The organism is Fibrobacter sp. UWR2, from assembly GCF_002210285.1.
GTDB lineage: Bacteria > Fibrobacterota > Fibrobacteria > Fibrobacterales > Fibrobacteraceae > Fibrobacter.
On the sequence record NZ_MWQE01000003.1, the window covers coordinates 22,270 to 42,859 of the forward strand.

The 20,590-nt window shown below is 57.5% G+C and carries 17 protein-coding genes; 13 read left to right on the top strand and 4 right to left on the bottom strand.

The window, feature by feature from the left end; all coding sequences use genetic code 11:
- The first annotated feature begins 40 nt into the window (after positions 1 to 40).
- The 10 genes from B7994_RS06005 to B7994_RS06050 all read left to right on the top strand — a co-directional run bounded on the left by B7994_RS06005 (position 41) and on the right by B7994_RS06050 (position 11,270).
- Positions 41 to 1,042, top strand: coding sequence for a GDSL-type esterase/lipase family protein (locus B7994_RS06005; protein ID WP_233143078.1), 1,002 nt, complete (start codon positions 41 to 43; stop codon positions 1,040 to 1,042).
- 67 nt (positions 1,043 to 1,109) lie between these two features.
- Complete coding sequence (locus B7994_RS06010; RefSeq protein ID WP_233143079.1) at positions 1,110 to 2,426, top strand: GGDEF domain-containing protein; 1,317 nt, start codon at positions 1,110 to 1,112, stop codon at positions 2,424 to 2,426.
- A gap of 3 nt (positions 2,427 to 2,429) precedes the next feature.
- Positions 2,430 to 2,795 (top strand): hypothetical protein, encoded by a 366-nt coding sequence (locus tag B7994_RS06015; protein WP_144063772.1) that lies wholly within the window; start codon positions 2,430 to 2,432, stop codon positions 2,793 to 2,795.
- 102 nt (positions 2,796 to 2,897) lie between these two features.
- Positions 2,898 to 3,734 carry a TIGR02147 family protein gene (locus tag B7994_RS06020; RefSeq protein ID WP_088637578.1) on the top strand — a complete coding sequence of 279 codons (837 nt, stop codon included), beginning with the start codon at positions 2,898 to 2,900 and terminating at the stop codon, positions 3,732 to 3,734.
- Positions 3,731 to 5,389, top strand: coding sequence for a hypothetical protein (locus tag B7994_RS06025; protein WP_088637579.1), 1,659 nt, complete (start codon positions 3,731 to 3,733; stop codon positions 5,387 to 5,389). Before B7994_RS06020 ends, B7994_RS06025 begins: the two co-directional genes overlap by 4 nt.
- Positions 5,390 to 5,492: 103 nt before the next feature.
- Positions 5,493 to 6,380 carry a polyprenyl synthetase family protein gene (locus tag B7994_RS06030; RefSeq protein WP_088637794.1) on the top strand — a complete coding sequence of 296 codons (888 nt, stop codon included), beginning with the start codon at positions 5,493 to 5,495 and terminating at the stop codon, positions 6,378 to 6,380.
- The gene (gene dxs, locus B7994_RS06035; protein ID WP_088637580.1) at positions 6,380 to 8,251 is read left to right on the top strand and encodes a 1-deoxy-D-xylulose-5-phosphate synthase; all 1,872 of its coding nucleotides are present in this window, start codon (positions 6,380 to 6,382) and stop codon (positions 8,249 to 8,251) included. Before B7994_RS06030 ends, dxs begins: the two co-directional genes overlap by 1 nt.
- Entirely contained in the window at positions 8,248 to 9,498 is a 1,251-nt protein-coding gene (locus tag B7994_RS06040; protein WP_088637581.1) for an RNA methyltransferase, read from the top strand. Before dxs ends, B7994_RS06040 begins: the two co-directional genes overlap by 4 nt.
- Complete coding sequence (gene pyrF, locus B7994_RS06045; RefSeq protein WP_088637582.1) at positions 9,498 to 10,385, top strand: orotidine-5'-phosphate decarboxylase; 888 nt, start codon at positions 9,498 to 9,500, stop codon at positions 10,383 to 10,385. The genes B7994_RS06040 and pyrF overlap by 1 nt, the downstream gene beginning before the upstream one ends.
- A gap of 12 nt (positions 10,386 to 10,397) precedes the next feature.
- The gene (locus B7994_RS06050; protein WP_088637583.1) at positions 10,398 to 11,270 is read left to right on the top strand and encodes a hypothetical protein; all 873 of its coding nucleotides are present in this window, start codon (positions 10,398 to 10,400) and stop codon (positions 11,268 to 11,270) included.
- A gap of 3 nt (positions 11,271 to 11,273) precedes the next feature.
- On the opposite strand, the gene B7994_RS06055 is transcribed toward B7994_RS06050, so the two are convergent.
- From B7994_RS06055 to B7994_RS06065, 3 genes are all read right to left on the bottom strand, one after another.
- Complete coding sequence (locus B7994_RS06055; protein ID WP_088637584.1) at positions 11,274 to 14,117, bottom strand: T9SS type A sorting domain-containing protein; 2,844 nt, start codon at positions 14,115 to 14,117, stop codon at positions 11,274 to 11,276.
- A gap of 155 nt (positions 14,118 to 14,272) precedes the next feature.
- A complete protein-coding gene (locus B7994_RS06060; protein WP_088637585.1) occupies positions 14,273 to 15,043 on the bottom strand; it encodes a hypothetical protein in 771 nt (256 codons plus the stop codon).
- Positions 15,037 to 16,044, bottom strand: a complete 1,008-nt coding sequence (locus tag B7994_RS06065) for an MlaD family protein (protein WP_088637586.1) — start codon at positions 16,042 to 16,044, stop codon at positions 15,037 to 15,039. Before B7994_RS06065 ends, B7994_RS06060 begins: the two co-directional genes overlap by 7 nt.
- Positions 16,045 to 16,126: 82 nt before the next feature.
- On the opposite strand from B7994_RS06065, the gene B7994_RS06070 reads away from it, so the two are divergent.
- Positions 16,127 to 17,326 carry a M18 family aminopeptidase gene (locus tag B7994_RS06070; protein WP_088637587.1) on the top strand — a complete coding sequence of 400 codons (1,200 nt, stop codon included), beginning with the start codon at positions 16,127 to 16,129 and terminating at the stop codon, positions 17,324 to 17,326.
- Between the two features lie 9 nt (positions 17,327 to 17,335).
- Here B7994_RS06070 and B7994_RS06075 read toward each other — a convergent pair whose 3' ends face one another.
- Entirely contained in the window at positions 17,336 to 18,373 is a 1,038-nt protein-coding gene (locus B7994_RS06075) for an NAD(P)-dependent oxidoreductase (protein WP_088637588.1), read from the bottom strand.
- Positions 18,374 to 18,427: 54 nt separating this feature from the next.
- Between B7994_RS06075 and B7994_RS06080 the strand changes: the two genes are divergently transcribed.
- A complete protein-coding gene (locus B7994_RS06080) occupies positions 18,428 to 18,889 on the top strand; it encodes a GtrA family protein (protein WP_088637795.1) in 462 nt (153 codons plus the stop codon).
- A gap of 40 nt (positions 18,890 to 18,929) precedes the next feature.
- Entirely contained in the window at positions 18,930 to 20,576 is a 1,647-nt protein-coding gene (locus tag B7994_RS06085; protein ID WP_088637589.1) for an NAD(P)/FAD-dependent oxidoreductase, read from the top strand.
- Positions 20,577 to 20,590 lie beyond the last annotated feature (14 nt).

A 20,590-nucleotide genomic window follows, 5' to 3' on the forward strand; every position in this document is an offset into this window, starting at 1 on the left:
TGTCCTTGCATTGGCTGCCACCGTATTTGGAGGAACCCCCATGCTTTCTAGTGATCTCGAGTCCCTTTACTTGAACGGCCGCTGGTCTGTGCAGGATTCCTGCCTGTGTGCAAGCGCCCCCGCTGTGTCGGTTGCGTTCAAGGCTGTTACCGGCGAGGTCACTTTCGACATAGAAGGCGAGGCGCGCTTCCTTTTCGAGGTAGACGGCAAGCCGTCGAAGTACTTTACGGTGAATGCCCGCAAGAAGCAGAAGCTTGCGACCCCGAAGGATAACAAGCCGCACGCCTACCGCCTCATCAAGGTGAGCGAATCTAACCCGGGCAAGTTCTGCATCTACGATATCGACCTCGGCAAGAAGGGCTCCTTTGCTGAGAAGCCGAAATCGTCTAACCGCCGCATCGAGTTTATAGGGGATTCCTTTACGGTGGGTTACGGCGTCGAGGCGAAAGGCCCCGAGGACGGCACCCCGTTCGAGAAGACGAATGCTTCCAAGAGCTATGCCTTCCTGCTGGCCGAAGGGTTCAAGGCCGACTACCAGGTGAATGCGGTGAGCGGCCGCGGGCTCGTGCGCAACTACGCGAACATCGTGCCGGAATGGACGCTCGAGACCTTGTACGACTACACGATGATGGGTGTGCCCGAACAGGACCCTGCTACCGAACGCTGGGATTTCGACAAGTTCCACCCGCAGGTCGTGGTCGTGTTCGTGGGGATCAATGATTTCCAGGGCGAACCCCCGTATGCGGATGCCGCGCAGTACAAGGCCGCCTACGCAAAGCTCCTGGATAGGCTGCGTTCGCTCCATCCGGGCGTAAAGTTCCTGCTCGTGTCTACCAAGACATGGCCGAATGACGCACTTACGCCCGTGGTCGAGGAGATCTACAAGGAGCAGGTGGCCGCCGGACATACCGACCTTTTGTATAAACTTGTTTACACTGAGAATACCGCACTGCACGGACACCCGAGCGAAATGTCCCAAAAGGAGCTTGCGAACACTTTAAGGCCCCTTGTAGGCCGTCTTGGAGGCTGGCTTTCCCGCTAGATTATCCGTAATAAGTTATTTTTTATTCGGGTGATTAGGAAGGAAAAGATTTTTTATGTCCAGGATTATGGAAAAAATATACGCTCTCTTCAGGATGAATATCCTGATATTCGTGTTGCTGGCTGCGACGGTTATAGCCCTTTTTGCATACCAGAACGGATTGGACGATATTGTCTTCTTGAATCTTTCCGATTACCCGTATGTAATTGCCGAGACTGACAGCGCTGACGGCGGTTCTTCTGCTGTGGCCATCACGCGTACCGATTCCTCTATCATTGTCGACTACGAACTCAAGGAAGGCTATGCCTACCCGTATGCCGGTGTCAAGATTTTGCTGGGGGACGGTAAGATCAAGGGGCGTGACTTCTCGAAGTACGACAGCATCTTTGTGTGGGTCAAGCCGCGCGGCGAGGGTACGGTGCGTATCTACTTCCGCGCCTACGACCCGGCGTTCTACCGCGACGGCGACGAGGGCTCGCTCAAGTTTAACGAAGTCGAGTTCTTCCCGCTCGAGGAGACTTACCCGGCTGTGTTCGTCCCGCAGGAATTCCGCGTGGCCAGCTGGTGGGTTGCCCAGAACGAGATTAGCGTGCACAAGGCCCGCGTAGACCTTTCGAACATCCCGCTCATTGAAATCCAAACGGGCACGAATGCTCCGCTTGGTTACGGTACCCTCGAAATCCGCGGGTTCTGCTTCAAGGGCAAGAAGATTGCGAAACTGGACCTCGTGACCATCCTGGTCGCTCTCTGGTTCGTGACGTTCCTCATTATTCTCGTAATCCGCTTCTTCGACTACAACCGCGAACGCGCCGCCAACCGCAAGAAGCAGGAGGAACTCGAGAAGTACCTCGAGGCCCTCGAGATCGAGAAGAGCGAATACGAGAAGTCCAGCCGTACCGACCCGCTTACGGGTTGTCTCAACCGTGCCGGCTTCGGTAGCGTGCTCCTGCGCGAACAGGAGAACCTGACCAAGAATGGCAGTCCGGTCTCGTTCGTGCTGCTCGATATCGACCATTTCAAGTATGTGAACGACACCTACGGCCACAATGTGGGCGACGAGGTGCTCGTGAACCTCACCAAGCTTATCCAGGGCAAGATCCGTAACAGCGACAGTCTGGTGCGCTGGGGTGGCGAAGAATTCGTTATCCTTTGCGGCGAGACTCCTATCCAGAACGCACAGTTCCTGGCCGAGAAGCTTCGCGTGGCAATCGAGAAGACCCAGCTGATTCCGCAGCAGCAGATTACCTGCTCCTTCGGTATTTCCGAGATGGTGCAGGGCGAAGACCCCAAGCGCCTGTTCGAGCGTGCGGACAAGGCGCTGTATGCCTCCAAGGAAGGCGGGCGCAACCGCGTGACGAGCGCGACCTACCGGCGCCAGCGCTAAGCCATGAAACCCTTCGTTCTTTTACTCCTGGTGGCGATGCTGCTCGTGTCGTGTGCCCGCAAGGAGCCCGAGGTCGATTTCAAGCCCATCCAGTTGGGGTGGTCCGCCCTCTCCGAGGCGGCGGAAAACCACCCGCAGAAGGATGCCTGCGTGATTGCAATCACGTCGTTCCTGATGCGCGACAAGCATGTCACGGGCTCGAAAATCGAGTCGCTCGACTACGTGGTGAGGTACGACGTCAAGGGCGAAAGCCTTGAATTTCAAGGAAATTGCGAAAATCCGGGATATAAGGACTCGGTCGAGTGCCACTGGACGGCGCTCTGTGCCGACGTAGAAAAAGTCGTTGTAAAATTTCACAACGGAGACTAGTTGGCGACAGTACCTTTTCGGGGGTTAGAGTTCTATTTTTAATCTGTTAGCCCACAATACTTTGCGGGTGTTCTTACGGGTTGAAATATAAGGATTTTATCTGTGAAGCCGATCTTTGAATATACAGACTATCGCGAATGGATTAGGGACGCTTTTGATGACTTCAAACAGCGTAAGACGGTCATTTCTTGGCGATACATGGCTATGAAGCTCGGTGCGGATCCGGGTAACCTGCTCCGCGTATCCCAAGGGAAGATCCACCTGACGCTTTCGCTCGTGAAGCCCATGGCCGAGTTCTTCGAACTCGACGAGAAGGAGACGGCCTACTGGACGGAGCTCGTGTGCTTCGGGCGCGCGAAGACCGACGCCGAGGCCCTGAACCATTACGAGAAGATGCAGATCTTGAAGGGAATCCCCCTCAAGAGGCTTGCGAAGAAGGAACTGGAGTTCTACAGGCACTGGTACTGCAACTCGATACGCTCGATTATCGGCATTTGCAGGTTCAAGGACGACTACGAGGGCCTTGCGGAGAGCTGTACGCCCCCTATTACGGTAGAAGAGGCGAAGAGTGCCGTAAAACTTTTGTATGATTTAAACATGATTTCGAAGGATCGGGACGGGTACTGGAAGGTGAACGACACCTTCGTGAGCACTGGTGGAAACTGGCGCTCCGAGGCCGTGCGTACATTCCAGAAGGAAACTATCCGACTCGCGGGCGAATCGCTGGAGCGCCATGCGCCTCCTCTGCGCGATATCAGCACCGTGACGATGACCTTCAATATGGACGACATCGCGCTCATCCGCGAGAAGATCAAGGAATTCCGTAGCGAACTCCTGCGTATGTCGCAGGAAGGCAACGGCGACGATACCGTGTTCCAGCTGAACGTGCAGCTGTTCCCGATTGGTTTTGCGAAGAAACTACAGGAGAAGGCAAAATGAAAAAGTTCCTTCTCCTAATACCGGTTGCGCTTGCGGCCTGGTTCTGTTCTTCGCCTACCAACGAGTACCCGTTGGACCTTGTGGGCGGACCCGGAAGCGAGACGACGAATGGACTTGCCCTTGTCGATGGCAGGCCTGCCTCCTATGCGACTGTTGCTTTGCGCAAGGCCGACTCCAGGGCGGACAAGGCTGTCGAGGAGAACGCCATTGTCGTGGCCGACACCTATGCCGACGAACAGGGCCGCTTCGACGTGAAGATCCCTGCCGACGGCAAGTACCGCCTCACGGTGGCGCACGATGGCGTGGCGTTTACGAAGATTGTTTCCCGCAGTGACTTTGCCGAACCGGGCAAGGCGACTGCTCCCGATACGGTGAACCTCGTGGCGACTGGCCTGGTGGCCGGTGTCGTGGATGTGCCCGAGGGTTCCTCTACCGTGTGGGTCGGCGTGCTCGGAACCGATGTGCTCGTGAAGACGGATGCGAACGGCTGGTTCGCTCTCCCGGCTGTCCCCGCGAAGGATTCCCTGCAGCTCTACTTTGTTGACGAGACTTACAAGACGAACTTGGGTGAGCAGACCCTGTATGTCGAACCCATGGAATCCGTGCTGAAGGATTACCGTGCGCCTGATGACGGCAAGGTTGTCGTGCTCCAGGAAGACGGCACTCCCGCTGCCTACGCGACTGTGGCTCTCCGTGCTGCCGGCGCGATGGTGGAGAAGTACGCGGTGCAGAACAAGATGGTCGATTCCGATATCCGCACCGATGACCAGGGCAAGTTCGCCATGGAATGGCCCACGAAGGGCGATTTCCGCCTGACGGTTGTCTCGGAAGGTTTCGCCTTCTCGAAGGTGTTCGCTGCCGCCGAGCTGCCTGCCCTGGATACCTTGCGCCTCGTGCCGACTGCCGCCGTTTCGAGTAAAGTAACACTCCTGAGCAGTAACGATTTCGCATGGGTCGGCGTCTACGGGCTTGACCTGCTCGTGAAAACGAACAATGTCGGCGAGTACGTGCTGCCGGGTGTCCCTGCCGGCGATTCGCTCTCCATTTACTTTGTGACTGCGGATTCCGCGAAGGAAGAGCTCTATGCCGAATGGAAGACTGCCGCTGAACCTAACAGCACGCAGTTCCTGAGCCCCGTGATGGTCCTGCAGGATTTCGAAGGCGATGCTGACGGCTGGTACCTGAATATCGATTCCCTCAAGAAGGGCACCGAGTTCAAGACGGCAAATGTGGTGGCTGGCATCGAGAATGATTCTTCCCGTGGCTCGAACGTGTTCCATGGCAAGTACAAGCTGGCCAACGACGATTACGCCTGGGCGCTTATTGGAACATCGTTCGAACATTACATGAACTTCGCCGCAATCGATTCCATCGTGTTCTACGCGAAGGGCGATGGCAGCATCAGGCTTTCGCTCGAGAACTGGGTTTCGCCCACGATAAACCTGAAGGCGGCTACTGACTGGATTTCGCTTTCGTCCAAGTGGAAGCGCGTCAGCGTGAACCCGGCAGAACTCTGCGTGGGCAGCGCCAACGAGGAGACTTGCTTTGCCACATGGAGCGCGGTCAAGGGCGGCGTCAAGCAGTTCCACATATTCGTGGAAGGCGGCTCCGAGTTCTATGTCGACGACGTGACGCTCTACGGCGCGTTGTTCTAGAGCACACGAAAAAGACAGAAAAGCCCCCGCCGGGGGCTTTTTTAATTGTTATTTGAACGGCGCCACCATTGTTTGTAAACCCGAATTTAAGTATCTTTGGGTTATGGAAAATCTTGAAAAAGAATCTGCCGTCGCGCAGGAATATCTTGCGCGCATTGCGAAAGAAGCCGAAGCGAAATTTGATGAACATCTGCCCCCGGTAAGCGACCGTCCGTGTCGCCTGCACGAAGCCATGCGTTATTCCATGTTTGCGGGCGGAAAGCGCCTGCGTCCCGGCCTTGCGAAGGCCGCCTTCGACATGTTCGGTGGAAAGGGCGACAAGATTTGGCTTGCCACGAGTGCCCTCGAGATGCTCCATACCTTTAGCCTTATCCACGACGACCTGCCCTGTGTCGACAACGACGATTACCGCAGGGGCAAGCTCACGAGCCACAAGAAGTTTGGCGAGGCGACTGCCGTGATGGCGGGCGATGCACTCTGCGTGCAGGCCTTTGAGCTGATGGGCCGTGCGGGCGACGCGCGTGCCATCGAGGTTCTTGCCCACCTGCTGGGTACCTACGGCATGATCGGCGGCGAGATGACCGATATCGAGTGCGAAGGCAAGAAGGTCGATCTCGAGATTGTCGACTACATCCATTACCACAAGACGGCGGCGCTCATCGAGGCCTCCCTCCAGGTGGGTGCGATGCTTGCGGGCGCCGAGGAGAAGTCCATCGAGGCTATCCGCAACTACGGGCGCTCCATCGGGCTTGCGTTCCAGATTGTCGACGACATCCTGGACATTGTCTCCACGACCGAGGAACTGGGCAAGGACGCCGGTTCCGATATCGAGAAGGGCAAGGCGACTTACCCCTCTATCGTCGGGCTCGAAAATTCACGCGTGAAGGCGAAGGAACTCTACGACGAATCCCTGAAGGCTATCGACGGCCTCAAGTACGATACGTCTATCCTGCGCGCTATCGCCGCATTTATCATTACCCGGGTTAAGTAATGGATTTAAAAGACGTAAAGTCTCCAAAGGATATCAAGCACTGTTCCGTGCAGGAACTGAACCGGCTTGCCTCGCAGGTGCGCGAGACAATCATTGGCCAGGTCTCCAAGCACGGCGGCCACTTGGCTTCTAGCCTGGGTGTCGTAGAACTTACGCTTGCACTCCACTATGTGTACAATGCCCCCGATGACAAGATTGTGTGGGACGTTGGCCACCAGGCTTATGTGCACAAGCTTTTGACCGGGCGCTACGACCGGTTCGGTACACTTCGCCAGCAGGGCGGTATTTCCGGGTTCCTCAAGAGGAACGAGAGCGAGTACGACTGCTTTGGCGCAGGCCATGCGACCACGTCTATTTCGGCGGCGCTCGGCTTTGCCGTGGCGCGCAACCATTTCGACCGCAAGAATAACGTGGTGGCCGTCATCGGTGACGGTTCCATGACTGGCGGTATGGCTTTCGAGGCCCTGAACAATGCGGGCATCTCGAAGCAGAACATGACCATCATCTTGAACGATAACAAGATGAGCATTGCGCCCAATGTGGGCGGGTTCAGCAAGTACCTGAACCGAGTGATTTCGGACCCGGTCTACAACAAGATGCGTTCGGACCTGGACCGCCTGATGAAACGTGTGCCCGGTATTCTCGGGAGCCGTTTCCGTGACTTGTTCTTGCAGGTGGAAGCCGCCGCGAAGAATGCGGTGAAGCCTGGCGCCTTCTTCGAAGACATGGGCATTCGTTACTTTGGCCCCATCGACGGTCACGACATCAATGAACTTATCATGATTCTCGAACGCGTGAAGTCGCAGCCCGGCCCGTGCATTGTGCACGTGCTGACCGAGAAGGGCCGCGGGCTCGATGCCGCGGAGAAGAACCCCTCGAAGTTCCATGGATGCGGACCGTTCGACCCGGAAAGCGGGCTCCCGCTCGCCCCCGGCAAGCCGAACCCTTCGCTCACGAGTGTATTCGGCAAGACTTTGCTCGAACTTGCGAAGAAGGACAACCGTATCATGGGAATCACGGCCGCCATGCCCACGGGCTGCGGTCTCGATATTGTTGCGAAGGAACTGCCCGACCGCGTGATAGACGTGGGCATTGCGGAAGAACATGCCGTGACATTTGCTGCGGGCCTTGCCTGCGACGGCGTGGTTCCGGTGGTCGCCATTTATTCAAGCTTCATGCAGCGCGCTTACGACCAGATTATGCACGATGTCGCGCTACAGAACCTGCACGTGGTCTTTGTTCTTGACCGCGCGGGACTTGTCGGTGCCGACGGCCCCACGCACCACGGTGCATTCGACCTTTCGTTCTTGCGTACGGTGCCGGGCATGACTGTGCTTGCGCCTAGCAACGAGAACGAACTCAGGGACATGATTACCGCCTCCATCGACATGGAGGGGGCCGTCGCCATCCGTTACCCGCGCGGTACGGCGCTCGCCGAATCGCTCGCGCCCGCAAGCGACGCTCCCTTTGATGCGAAACTTCCGAAGGTCATCGAGCAGGGCAAGGATATCTTGTTGCTCGGTGCCGGGTTCATGACAAACGAACTGAAAAAGACGGCGGAAATCCTGAAGGCGAACGGCTACAGCCCTACGCTTGTAGACGCGCGCATCATCAAGCCGCTTGACGAGGAATGCTACCGCGGGCTTTTGGAAAGCCACAAGGTCATCGTCACGCTCGAAGACAACACGCGCATTGGCGGCTATGGCTCTGCGGTCATGGAACTCATGGCCGACCTGGGGATTACGGGAAAGAAGTTCTTCCGGTTTGGTCTGCCTGACCATTTCGTGGAACAGGGTGAAATCCAGAATCTGTACAAACTCTTGAAAATAGACGGCGAGTCTGTCGCCAAACAATTGATGGAAAGACTATGAGCGAAGAAAACAAGCGCACAGTGAGAAGCACTCTTACCCGCAAGTTCGGGGTGAGCGAAAAGAAAGACGAACGCCGCCCGCGTAGGGATGACGGCGAAGGCAAGAAGTTCGGCGACCGCCCGGTGTTCGGTGGACGTCGCGATGGCGAACGCTTCCGTGATGGCCGCCCGCGTGGCTTGCGCGAAGATGGCAGCCGCAACGAGGATTCCGAAGGCCGCTTTGACCGCGAACGCCGCCCGCGCCGCTTTGGCGACCGCCCGTTTGGCCGTCGCGAAGGTGGCCGTTTCGGCGACCGCTTTGGCAAGCGCGGTGACCGTCCGTTCCGCGCCTTTGACGGTGCTTCCGAGAACAGCGCTCCGGTCTACCGCCAGCGCCCGGAACAGAAGTCCGAACGCGTTGACGAAAACATTGACGAGGCCGCGCTCGAAGCTCGCGCCGCCATGGTCGAGAAGTCCGAAGACAGCGTCGCCAATCCGCCCTGGTTCAAGAAACTCCTCGCCGTCACGACCGAGAAGGGTCGCGACCGCGAAGGCCGCTTCCTCGGTGAAGGCGTCCATGTGGTGGACGAGCTTATCACCAAGCACCGCGAAATCGTTATCGCCGTCTATATCGTAGAAGGTTTCGAGAACGAGGCCCTCATCGAGAAGATCAACGAGGCCGACGTGACTATCCACGTGCTCACCGAAGACCAGATGAAGCAACTCTCCTCGACGGTTACCACGCAGGGCATTATCGCACACTGCCGCATCGCCAACACGAAGCCGGTGTACGAATCCAGCCGCAGCGTGATTACGCTCGTGGATGCCGTGCAGGATCCGGGCAACCTCGGTACGCTTTTCCGCACGAGCCTCGGCTTTGGTTCTAACGGCATGGTGCTCGGCCGCGGTACGGTGAGCCCGTTCAACCCGAAGGTCGTGCGCGGTTCCTCGGGTACGTTCCTCCGCGTGCCTTTTGAATTCGACATCGACATGGTCGACCACATCAACTTCTTGCGCAGCAAGGGCTACACCATCATCGCTACCGATTTGCATGCAAAGCAGACGCTGCGCGACATCCCGAAGCACAAGCTCCGCAAGATGGCGTTCCTCGTGGGTAACGAGGGTGCAGGCACGAACCCGTACTTCATTGAACTTGCCGACGAGACGGTGAAGATCCCGATGAGCAGTGAACTCGAATCTCTCAATGTTTCTGTGGCGCACGGCATCTTGAGCTACGAAGCCGCCCAGATTCAGGAGGAACTCAAGTAATGGCGAACTTTCACGAGCGTCTTGAACAGCGTATCGCTGCCTGCGGGAACCCGGTGTGCCTGGGTATGGACCCGGTACTCAAACTGATTCCGCTCGAAGGCAGTGCCGAAGAGAAAATCAAGCGCTTCTACCTCGACATTCTGGAATGCGCCCTGAAGCGCAACGTGACGCCCGCGGTGGTGAAGCCGAACAGCGCTTACTACGAATGCGTGAGCGTGCAGGCGATGCTCGTGTTGCAGGAACTCATTGCCGCCTACAGGAGTGCCGGTATTCCGGTGATTCTCGATGCGAAGCGCGGCGATATCGGCAAGTCGAGTGCCGCGTATGCGAACGCCGCCTACGACGTGTACAAGGCCGATGCGGTGACGGTTTCCCCCTGGATGGGTTCTGATTCCGTTGGCCCGTTCATCCGCGAGAATTCCGAAAACGGTGCATATGTGCTGCTCCGTACGAGCAACAAGGGTGCACACGATTTCCAGGACATGAACGTTGTCCGCAGTGACGACCCGCGTGACAATGCGCAGGCATTCTATTCCGTTGCCGACAAGATTATCGAATGGGACGGTAGCCTCGGTTACCTCGGCGCTGTCGTCGGTGCGACGCACCCCGAAGAACTCGAGCAGATTACCGCCTACACGGTGGCGAAGAAGCACGAAATCCCGTTCCTCATTCCGGGCGTCTCGATTCCGGGCGTTCCCGGCGGTCAGGGCGGCGACGCAGCCACCGTTCTCCGCGCTATCGCGAACGGTGGTGGCAAGCGCAAGTTCCACGTGCTCAATAGCAGCAGCGGGCTTAACTTTGCCTGGCAGCGCAATAACACTCCGGCGAACTTCGCGAACGATTGTATCGACGCGCTGGAACGCCTTGCCGAGGCTTGCGCGGTATAAGGAAGGGCGCCGATGCGGTTCCTTGTTCCCATAGTTCTTGCCGTTGCGGTTATTGCGCTTGCGTTTAACCTCGCAAAGCCGCTACCCAGTACGAACTTCGACGAATCCTTCTTGCCGAAGGCTTCGTCGGTTAAGTACGTCGCCGCCGGGCACGATGCCTCTGTAGCCGGACTTTTCTGGATCAAGGGACTTACCGAACTGGGCGAGAGCTACCTTACCGGCAAGGAGTATGCGTACCTCGGGCATGTGGCGAACCTTTGTACGGAACTTGATAGCCTGTTCTACACGCCGTATTACTTTATCAGCGGGGTTACGCCCATCGACGCTCCGGATACCTCCGACCTGGTGGTGCTTCGCAGGGCTGTTCGCGTGTACCCCGAAAAGTGGCGCGTTGCCGTAAGCCTTGCGCTACGGCTTGCAAAGGGGCCTTACCCCGACAAGCAGGCGGCTGCCGATGTGATGCGCCCCTACTTTAACAGCACGGACACGACCATGCCGGAACATATCCGCATGATGTACCGCTCGTTCGAACTGGACATGGAGCAGACGGAAACGGCTATCGAGATGATTCTGAACGATGTGATGCAGCCGCGGTTCAAAAAATTCCGCAAGAGTTTCAGCAACAAGGCTTTCCGCGCTCTCGGGTACGGCGGTTACGGGTCTGTGAGCGGGCCTGATTCCACCGTCTATAAAGAAATTGAGAAAACTATCGAGGCCTTTGTCGATGGCAAGGTACCGCCGATGTACGCCTACTCGCACCTGCTTGCGCTGAAGAAGGTGGAGAAGAAGGAAGAAGAAACCGCCGCAGTAGAACCCGCGGCTGAAACAACAGAAAAACCCGTGGACGGTGCCACGGGTAATGCAGCGGAAACTCCCGCCAATTAATCTTTACCGTGTTATTGCAATGCGGGTGCTGAACAGCATCTTGCCGTTGCTTGTCGCCCTCACGTAGTACGTGCCCTTCGATTTCGCGAGGCTCCTTACGGGTACGCTGCCCGACTTTGCGAAGGTGTTGTCGTACACGTTTTTCCCGCGCATGTCGAATACGGTCAGGCGCATGCTTGCGTTGCTCAGCACGAATTCCAGGTTGCCGTTCCTGTAGTTCACGCTCCCGAATCCTTCGGGTTTTGCCTTCCGGGCAATCGCAGTCGTTCCGCTAGATTCGCTCGAGCCCATGTTCCAGTCGCTCGGGACGCGTGCCGCGATTCCCCTGCCCGCTGTGCTCATGTAGACGACTCCGTAGGTATTCATGTCGCCCATCACGAACTCGCCGTTCGCGAGCCCGCCGTATTCGTGCCCGTCGTCGTTCACGCGGGTCCATGTCTTGCCTGCGTCGTCGCTTCCGAACACGCCTACGGTTTCACCCACCTTGCCGAACGCATAGATCACGGGATAGCCGCCTGCAGTCTTAGACTTCCCGTAGCCTACGGCCTCGCAGTAGCCTATGCCCTCTGCGGGTGTCCAGCTCTTGCCGCCGTCGGTGGAGTGGAGCAGCTTGCCTGTCACGGGGTCGCCGGTCTCGTTCCTTTCGGCGATAGGGAGCCAGAGGTCGCCTTCGTATCCCGGGATGGCGCGGAATTTCTTGTCGTTGCTCTTGCCGGGTTCGCTCACCTTCGTGAACGAGCCGCCCTTGTCTTCGCTCCTGAAGAATTCTCCCGTTGTTCGGTTGTATGCATAGAACACGTTTGCGTTTTCGGGGTCGCCCACGACGAATGACGCGTTGTCGATTCCCGATACGGTTTCCCATCCGGAATTTACCTGGCGGTAAACGGTGGTGGTTCCGTTACCCGGTACCCAGACGATGATGCTCCCGTCGGTAGAAATTGCGACCGTGCCTTCCTTGTAGTTCTTGTCGAGGCTCCCGTAGGTGGCTACGCTCCATGTGCGCCCGGAATCCTTCGAGACCTGCACCGGGTCGATGGGCACGTCGTTGTACTGCCCTTCGTAGGCGCGGGTGGCGCTCACCTTCACGAGCGTTCCCGATTTCGGGGCGTAGGCGAGTGCCCACGTGGAACCGAGGGAGGTGTTGGTGCCCGAGACGGAGGTGAGGTGCCTGTGGGCGGGGAACTTCGAGATGTCCTCGTGCCTGAATCCGTCATAGTCGGCGATGACGGAAACTAGCGGGCCTCCGGGAATGCTCACCACCTCGTAGGGGACGGTCTCCTCGATGCCGTGTGCGTTGAAGTGCCATACCTGGCCCTGGACCGCCTCGTCGCTCGAATAGTAGTAGTTTGTCGTGGAATCGAACGTTCCCGCAGGTATCACCTCGTAGTCGTCCATGTTGTCGCAGCGGAAGATGCCGTTGCCGGAACTCACGAATACGCGCTTGGGGTTGAACGGGTCGATTGCCGCACTGCCCGACCAGTGGATGGATCCTCCCTGCATCCAGCCGATTCCGTTCTCGTCCATCTGCTTGACGGTGGGGTAGTAGCCGCCTTCCATCCAGTAGTACTTGAAGCTTGCGACCCATGTCTTGCCGCCGTCCGTGGTGCGGAAGATGTTGGAACCCCACTGGTCGCTCCACTTGCCGTTTTCGCCGTCGGTAGCGATGTACCAGAATTGCGGGCCGCGGTAGCCTTCCGTGGTGACGACCATCTCGTTCGGGTCTTCCGGATTGATGGATATGCCACCGTAGGGTGCAATGTAGGTGTAGTTTTCCATGTCGGCGTAGTCGGCGTTGTCGTATTCCGATGCGCCCGTGTTGCCGTCGTCGATGTAGTCTTCCGGCGATACGTCGGTCCAGGTGAGCGTCGCGATATCGCACTGCAGTACCGCACCGCGGCCGAACCCGTCGTATATCATGCCCCAGCCCTCGTCCCAGCCCATGGAATGCGGGCCCGCGCCGTCGGCGAACGTGACGGTGAGCGTGCCGCCGTCCTTCGAGACGACCGCGCGCTGCGGCATCAGGCGTACCTTCGCGCCACCTGCGGTTGTGCGGAGCGCGTCGGGAATCGGGAGCGGTTTCCATGTCTTGCCCGCGTCTGTCGAGGTGAACACGTTCTCGAACGTGGATTTTGCCGTGCTCCCTTCGCGCAGGAATCCGGCATAGAGCGTGCTGGAACTGCCCGGCGCGAACTGCACGAAGCTGAACCCGGAGCCGTTCCAGGTGGTATCGCTCCCGGCGGCCGCGGTCCAGGAATCCACGTGGCTCCAGGTGGAACCGTTGTCGCTTGATTTCCAGAGTCCGGACCTTCTCGAACCGTAGAACATGATGTCGGTATTGTTCGGGTCGATGGCGAGCGCTTCGCCGTTCCCGCGGCCCATGCCGTTGCCGTGAACGCCGAAATCCATCACCACGCCGCCCTTCGCGCCCGTGGAATCCCAGGTGTAGTGCACTTCCCAGCTCTTGCCGTAGTCCGTAGAACGCAGGAGAGCGCTGCGGGCGTTGCTGAAGTAGCTCGTGCCCGCCATCATGTACACCTTGCCTTCGTCCTTCGGGTCTACTGCGATGGCCTCGATCCCGAGCAGGCCGAGTTCGCTCACGTCGACCCAGTCCATCATGGATTCCCATCGCTTGGTTTCTTCGTTCCAGCGGTATGCGCCGCCCACGTCGGTGCGCGCGTAGAACACGTTCTTTTCGACGGGCGAGGCGATGACGGCGCTAACGAACCCGCCACCGCCCATGCTCACGTTGCTCCAGCTGAAATCGCCCTCGCCGGTCGCTGCGTGGACGGCGATAGATGCACCCGCGATGGCGAGAAATGCGCCTGCGGGTTTGAAAAAGTTACCCATAATCACCTCACATAACCGGGACGGAAAGCCCCGTAATGAGGAATATATATTATGTCTCCTGGAACCGTATCGCCCGCGCGAGCTTCCACGAAAAAGCCGTTGTGCGGTTTTCTACGATACGAAACACCCCGAAATAAGCATCCCGGGGGTCGCAATCATTCCCCGCAGCGCTTCGCGTTGTTCGGGAGTCCCATCAGTTCAAAAGCGTTCTTGCAACGGAGCTTCAGGTCGGCCGCTTCGTCGGCCTTTGTGCTTTTCAGTTGAGCCCTCTGGTAGAGGATTGTCGCCGTCATGTACGGGACGTTGTTCTTGATGGAAAGTTCCTCGGCGGCGCGATAGAGTGAATCGGCTTCGCCTTTGCCTTGCAGGTCTGCCATGCGGGCTGCTGTCCAGGCGTAGAACCCGCCCTTCTTGCTTGCGCGCTTACCGACCATCTTGAGCGATTCCTCGGCGTCTTCGTGCCTGCCCTTGGCGGTCTGCGCGATGGCGCACTCGGAGTAGAACGAGGCCTGCAGCGGCTTGTCGGACTTGCCTACGGAATCGGGGTCTGCGGAACTGCAGACCTTGTATGCCTCGTCGTATTTGCCTTGCGCATTCGCGAGGGCGGCCTTGCCCCGGAGGAGCATCAGGTTGGTGTTCTTGTCCAGGATTTCCGGGCGCACCTGCGAGAGTAGCGTCTCGGCGAGTTCGAAGTCCAGGCTCATCGTGCGGACTTGCGCCATTGCCATGAGCACGCGGCCTTCGGAGCGCAGGTCCGCTTCCTTGCGGCTGGCGAGCAGTGCGCGTTCCAGCTGGCTGTAACTTTTGGCGAACTTGCCCGCGTCGAGCGAACGCTGGGCGCGGGACGAAAGTATTCCCGACTCGGATGCGCTTGCAACGGTTGCAAGCGAGAGCAGAACTGCTATGCCGAACTTGCGCACTACCATAGCGTCTCCACCATGAACGGCACGGAATCCTTGTTAGGCATGTTTCTGCGGATAATCCACACGTTGGAAATGCCCGTCATGAGGTCGTCGGCGTTCTGCAATGTCTGTTCCGTGGTTTCCATGAAGTCCGTAAGGCCCGAGGTAACCTGGCTCACTTCCTTCAGGAGCCCGTCGACCTTGCCGATAGTCGTGTCGATGTTGCTCATCATGCCGTCGACATTGCCCATGATCTTGTCGACCTTGCCCGGTAGCGGCTTGAGTTCGGTCATCATGCCCGATACATCGTCGGTGATGCCGTCGACTTTCCGCAACAGCCCGGGCACGTTGTTCTGCAGCGTGTCGAGTAGGTTCGATGTCTTGTGGATGGCCGACTTGCCCGCATAGGTAATGTCGTCGAGGCGCATAAGCTGGCGGTTCAGGTTGTCGTATAGTCCGCGCGACCCGAACAGGGCGCCCACCGTGGTTCCGGTATCCATCGTCATCGCTACGAGCGTGTCGGCTGCATCGATAAGGAGGTTCACGCGCCCGAGGAGCTCGTTGGCGGTCTCGAGCACGGTCTCGATGTCCTGTGCCCTGCCGGGCGGGAGGTAGTCGCCGTCTTCAAGCACGCGGCCCTTGCCGCGGTTCACGTCGATGTTGATGACGCGTGCCGAAATCAGGTTCTGGTCGCGGATGGCGAAAACCTGTGCGCTGTCGGTAATCCAGTTCTGGAACTGCTTGCGGATGGTAAACTCGATATGAACGCCGTTCGCCTCGATTTCCATGTCCGAAATCTGGCCAACGTCTACGCCGCTGATCTGTACGCGGGTACCCGGGCGCAGACCGAGCGCTTTTTCAAAGTTACTGTGGAGCTTATATTCTTCGACGCCAATAATGCCGCTGGTGAACAACTTGGTATAGAGGACAAAGCCGAAAATCACGACGGCGATAGTGAAGAACACGCCGACCAGGAGGCCTGAAACTTCCATCCAGTTTATCTGTTTTACCGGCTTTATTATCATGTTAAGAAATATATAAATATTTATTTTCAATGTGCAAAAGCGATTTTGTCTTTTTTATTTTGCATTGAAAAGAGAGGTTTTTATGGACTTTTTGGATTTTCTGAACTTTTCGGTGACGCCTTACCACACGGTGGAGGGTATAAAGGCGCTGCTCTCGCAGTCGAAGGCTGGTGGATTGAAGGTATGGGAACGCGGGGGTGCGCTCATCGCGGTCCGTATGCCGAAGAACGCCTGCGCGGACTTCAAGTTCAGGATTGCGCTTGCCCATACCGACTTCCCGGCGCTCAAGATTACGCCGAATCCGGACTGCCGTGCGGCGGGAATCCAGACGCTGCACCCCGAGATATATGGTAGCCCGATTTACACGAGCTGGCTGGATCGTGACCTGGGATATGCCGGGATTTTGGCGTACGAGGCTGACGGCAGGGTCGAGACGAAGGTGTTCCGTTCGGACAAAGTTGTCCGCATTCCCCAGCTGGCGGTCCACCTGAACCGCGGTGTGAACCAGGACGGCCTGAAGGTGAACCCGCAGACGGACCTGAATGCGCTCTGGACGGCCCGCGAGGGCGTGAAGTTCGTGGACGCGCTGAAGAAGGAGTTGCCGGAAGGGGCGGAACTGCTCGATTTCGACGTCCAGTTGTTCGATGCGCAGCCGGCGCAGGTGGGCGGGCTCGATGACGAATGGATTTTCTCGGGCCGCCTCGACAACCTCTCGAGCTGCCATGCGATTGCGACTGCGCTCACGGCGGCTCCTGTTCCCGAGAAGGATTGCCTGGTGGCGGCCTTCTTCAACAACGAGGAGATCGGCTCCGAAACCCGTGAAGGTGCTGCCGGCAACTTCCTGAAGAGCGTGCTGGAATCGGTATCGTCTCTTGGCTGTGCCGAACTTGCGGATGCGCTCTCGTCCAGTTTGGCCCTTTCTATCGACATGGCGCATGCCGAACACCCGAACTTTGTGCAGAAACACGACCAGAACCATGCTCCGGTTCTTGGTGGCGGAATCGTGTTGAAGACAAACTCGCAGAAGCGCTATGCGAGCGACGTGTTCTCGAATGCCCAGTTCAAGTTGCTCTGCAGGCGGGCGGGTGTCGCGTACCAGACCTTCGTGATGCGAAACGACATGCCCTGCGGCTCGACCGTGGGCCCCGCCGTCTCTGCCGCGCTCGGAATCCCGACGGTCGACATCGGCGAACCCATGCTCAGCATGCACAGTATCCGCGAGATGACTGCAAAAAAAGACCACCAAGGCATGATCGCCCTGGTGTCTACGTTCTTTGCGTAAGGTTCTTGACTACGAGAGCCACTTGAGCAGGCGAATGACTCCCATCTTGGCGCACTCGTTGTGGGCCGAGACGTTGGTGCGGTGCTCGATGGCCTTGCGGTTCTGGTGGTAGAACTCGTAGGCGCGCAGGAGCATCTCCTCGTTTGTCTTTGTCGGCTGGAATCCGAGTTCCTTCTTGATTTTTGACGTGTCGAACACGAACGTGCTCGCAATCATCTTGTACTGGTAGGGGCCAAGCGGCGAGATGCCGAGCTTGCTTGCGAGTTTCATGCAGGGGATAATGAACCACTTGGGGAAATGCGCAAGCCTGGATTTCGATTCGCCATGCTTGATGACGTAGCTGTAGACCTCGTTGAATGTCTTTACGTTGTCCGAACCGATATTGAAGACCGTGGTTCCCTGGTAGTTCAGCGCGAGTTCGCAGGCGTTTGCGAGGTCCTTCGCGTAGATGAACTGGTAGCGGTTGTTGCCGTCGCCGACCATCCAGAGTTTACGGTTCTCGTCGATGAACTCGAACAGGATGGAAAGCAGGCCGAGGCGGCCTTCGTCCATGATGGTGGGGCAACGGAAGATGACGGAGTTGAGCTTGTCCTTGCGGGTGAAGAGGATCTTTTCGCCTTCCAGCTTGGACTTGCCGTAGATCTCGATGGGGTTCGGTTCCTCGTCTTCGGTGACGGGGTCATCGAAGTTCTTAGCCCACAGGCAGTTCGACGATGTGAATACGAGCTTGTTCACATTGTGGCGGATGCAGGCGTCGGCGATAATCTCGGTGCCGTCGACGTTCGATGTCCAGAGGTTGTTGATGCGCTTGCGGTCGTGGGCGAGCATGGCAGCCAGGTGGAACACTGCATCGAACTGGTTCTCGCTGAAAATCTTTTCGACCTGTTCCTTGTCGCGGATGTCGCCGAGGATGCTCACGAGATTCTCGTGCTTGTCGGGGTCCGGGCAGAGGTCGATACTTACGCACTTGTGGCCTTTTTCAAGGAGCTCTTTCTTAAGAATGGAACCGAAGAATCCGGCGCCGCCAGTAATCAAGAAACAAGACATTGCTAAAATCCTATGATAAATTATTCTGATATGAAATTTACTAACTTTCCCGCCATGGATTCTGAAAATTCCATTGTTTGCAAGATAAAAAAGCTGATTCCCGGCAGGCAGAATGTGCTGGGCCAGTTCCTGCGCTACTTCGTGACGGGTGGCCTTGCTTTTGTCGTTGACTTTGGTGCCTTCGCGCTCGCGCTCTACTATTTTGATATCCACTACCTGATTTCGAACCTGATCGGGCTCATGGCGGGCAACGTGGTCAACTACCTGTTGACCGTGGGCTGGGTGTTCAGTACCGAGAAGCGCAAGATGGAAAAGCACGTCGTCCTCGAAGTCGTGGTGTTCGTGACGATCAGCCTTGTCGGCATGGGACTCAACGAATTCCTGATGTATGTGTTCGTCGGGCTGCTTGCCATTCAGGAGATGGTGTCCAAGGTGGTGGCCGCTATAATCGTGCTCCTGTACAATTTCCTCGCGAGAAAGTTTATCCTGTTCAAGTCCGGCAAGAAAACGGCCTAAATCCGGCTTTCCCGAAAAAATCTTTCTATATTCCATCAATATGGAAGAGAAACAGAAAATAGCCGTAATCGCGGGCGCAGGCCCTGCAGGTCTTACGGCTGCATTGGAATTGTTACGTACGACAGGCGTAAAGCCGGTCATATTCGAAGCAGAAGATGTCATAGGGGGAATTTCCCGCACGGCGCGCTATAACGGCAACCGCATGGATATCGGCGGGCACCGGTTCTTCAGCAAGAGCGATACCGTGATGGACTGGTGGCAGGGGATTCTCCCGCTGCAGGGTTCCGCGAGCAAGGACGATATCGCCATCGGGCGCAGCGTGCCGCTGGTGGCCGGCGGCCCCGACCCCGAGAAGACGGACTACGTGATGCTTTGCCGTAGCCGCCTCAGCCGCATCCTTTTCCTCCGCAAGCTTTTCGATTACCCGGTCACGCTGAATGGGGATACCATCCGCAATCTCGGGCTGTGGCGCATGTTCAAGATAGGCATGAGCTACATCAAGGTGCAGCTGTTGCCTGCCCGCAAGGAAAAGAGTCTCGAAGACTTCATGATCAACCGCTTCGGCGTGGAACTCTACCGCACGTTCTTCCGCGACTATACCGAGAAGGTGTGGGGAGTGCCGTGCAGCAAGATCAGCCCCGACTGGGGCGGACAGCGCATCAAGGGATTGTCGATTACCAAGACGGTGATCCATGCGCTCAAGCAGATTTTTGCAGGCAAGAAGAAGGCCGAGGCTGGTGCCGCGAACGGTGCGGACATCCGCCAGAAGGATACCGAGACGAGCCTTATCGGGCAGTTCCTCTACCCGAAATTCGGCCCGGGCCAGCTCTGGGAAACTGTCGCCGAGAAGGTGCAGGAACTTGGCGGTGAAATCAACATGAATGCGAAGGTCGTGGGCGTGAACCGTTCTGCCGATGGCATGCGCATCGAGAGCGCTGTCGTTGAGAGCATGGATTCTACGGGCGTTGTCTTGCGCGAAAAGGTCCCCTGCGACTACTTCCTCAGCACCATGCCGGTCAAGGAACTGATCTCTGCGATGGACAACGAGAAGACTCCCGTGCCCGCCGAGGTCAAGCGCGTCGCCGATGGCCTCGTGTACCGTGACTTCATCACCGTGGGCCTGCTCCTGGACAAGCTGCTCATCAAGAATCCGGCGAAGCCCGGCACTCCCGAAAGCAAACTCAAGTTCGTGGCCGACAACTGGATCTACGTGCAGGAATCCGACGTGAAGCTCGGCCGCATCCAGATCTTTAACAACTGGAGCCCCTACCTGGTGGCCGACCCCGAGAAGGTGTGGATTGGCCTAGAGTACTTCGCTACCGAGGGCGACGACATGTGGCGCATGCCCGACAAGGACTTCATCAAGTTCGCGATAGAGGAACTCGACAAGATTGACGTGGCAAGGCCAGAAGACGTGCGCGATTCCGTGGTGTTCCACATCAAGAAGGCGTATCCCGCCTACTTCGGTACTTACGGCGAGTTTGACAAGATCCGCGAATATGTGGATCCGGTCGAGAACCTCTTCCTCATGGGCCGCAACGGCATGCACAAGTACAACAATATGGACCACAGCATGCTCGCCGCCATGGAAGTCGTGAAGTGTATCCGCGAGAATTCTACCGATAAGACTGCCCTCTGGAGCGTGAATTCCGAAGAGGAATACCACGAGGGCAAGAAGCAGAAATAAGCAGACAGAATCAT

Excerpts from the sequence above, each read along its gene's own strand:
- B7994_RS06005 (WP_233143078.1), top strand. The coding sequence starts at position 41 with ATGCTTTCTAGTGATCTCGAGTCCCTTTACTTGAACGGCCGCTGGTCT.
- B7994_RS06010 (WP_233143079.1), top strand. The coding sequence starts at position 1,110 with ATGGAAAAAATATACGCTCTCTTCAGGATGAATATCCTGATATTCGTG.
- B7994_RS06015 (WP_144063772.1), top strand. The coding sequence starts at position 2,430 with ATGAAACCCTTCGTTCTTTTACTCCTGGTGGCGATGCTGCTCGTGTCG.
- B7994_RS06025 (WP_088637579.1), top strand. The coding sequence starts at position 3,731 with ATGAAAAAGTTCCTTCTCCTAATACCGGTTGCGCTTGCGGCCTGGTTC.
- B7994_RS06030 (WP_088637794.1), top strand. The coding sequence starts at position 5,493 with ATGGAAAATCTTGAAAAAGAATCTGCCGTCGCGCAGGAATATCTTGCG.
- dxs (WP_088637580.1), top strand. The coding sequence starts at position 6,380 with ATGGATTTAAAAGACGTAAAGTCTCCAAAGGATATCAAGCACTGTTCC.
- B7994_RS06040 (WP_088637581.1), top strand. The coding sequence starts at position 8,248 with ATGAGCGAAGAAAACAAGCGCACAGTGAGAAGCACTCTTACCCGCAAG.
- pyrF (WP_088637582.1), top strand. The coding sequence starts at position 9,498 with ATGGCGAACTTTCACGAGCGTCTTGAACAGCGTATCGCTGCCTGCGGG.
- B7994_RS06050 (WP_088637583.1), top strand. The coding sequence starts at position 10,398 with ATGCGGTTCCTTGTTCCCATAGTTCTTGCCGTTGCGGTTATTGCGCTT.
- B7994_RS06055 (WP_088637584.1), bottom strand. The coding sequence starts at position 14,117 with ATGGGTAACTTTTTCAAACCCGCAGGCGCATTTCTCGCCATCGCGGGT.
- B7994_RS06060 (WP_088637585.1), bottom strand. The coding sequence starts at position 15,043 with ATGGTAGTGCGCAAGTTCGGCATAGCAGTTCTGCTCTCGCTTGCAACC.
- B7994_RS06065 (WP_088637586.1), bottom strand. The coding sequence starts at position 16,044 with ATGATAATAAAGCCGGTAAAACAGATAAACTGGATGGAAGTTTCAGGC.
- B7994_RS06070 (WP_088637587.1), top strand. The coding sequence starts at position 16,127 with ATGGACTTTTTGGATTTTCTGAACTTTTCGGTGACGCCTTACCACACG.
- B7994_RS06075 (WP_088637588.1), bottom strand. The coding sequence starts at position 18,373 with ATGTCTTGTTTCTTGATTACTGGCGGCGCCGGATTCTTCGGTTCCATT.
- B7994_RS06080 (WP_088637795.1), top strand. The coding sequence starts at position 18,428 with ATGGATTCTGAAAATTCCATTGTTTGCAAGATAAAAAAGCTGATTCCC.
- B7994_RS06085 (WP_088637589.1), top strand. The coding sequence starts at position 18,930 with ATGGAAGAGAAACAGAAAATAGCCGTAATCGCGGGCGCAGGCCCTGCA.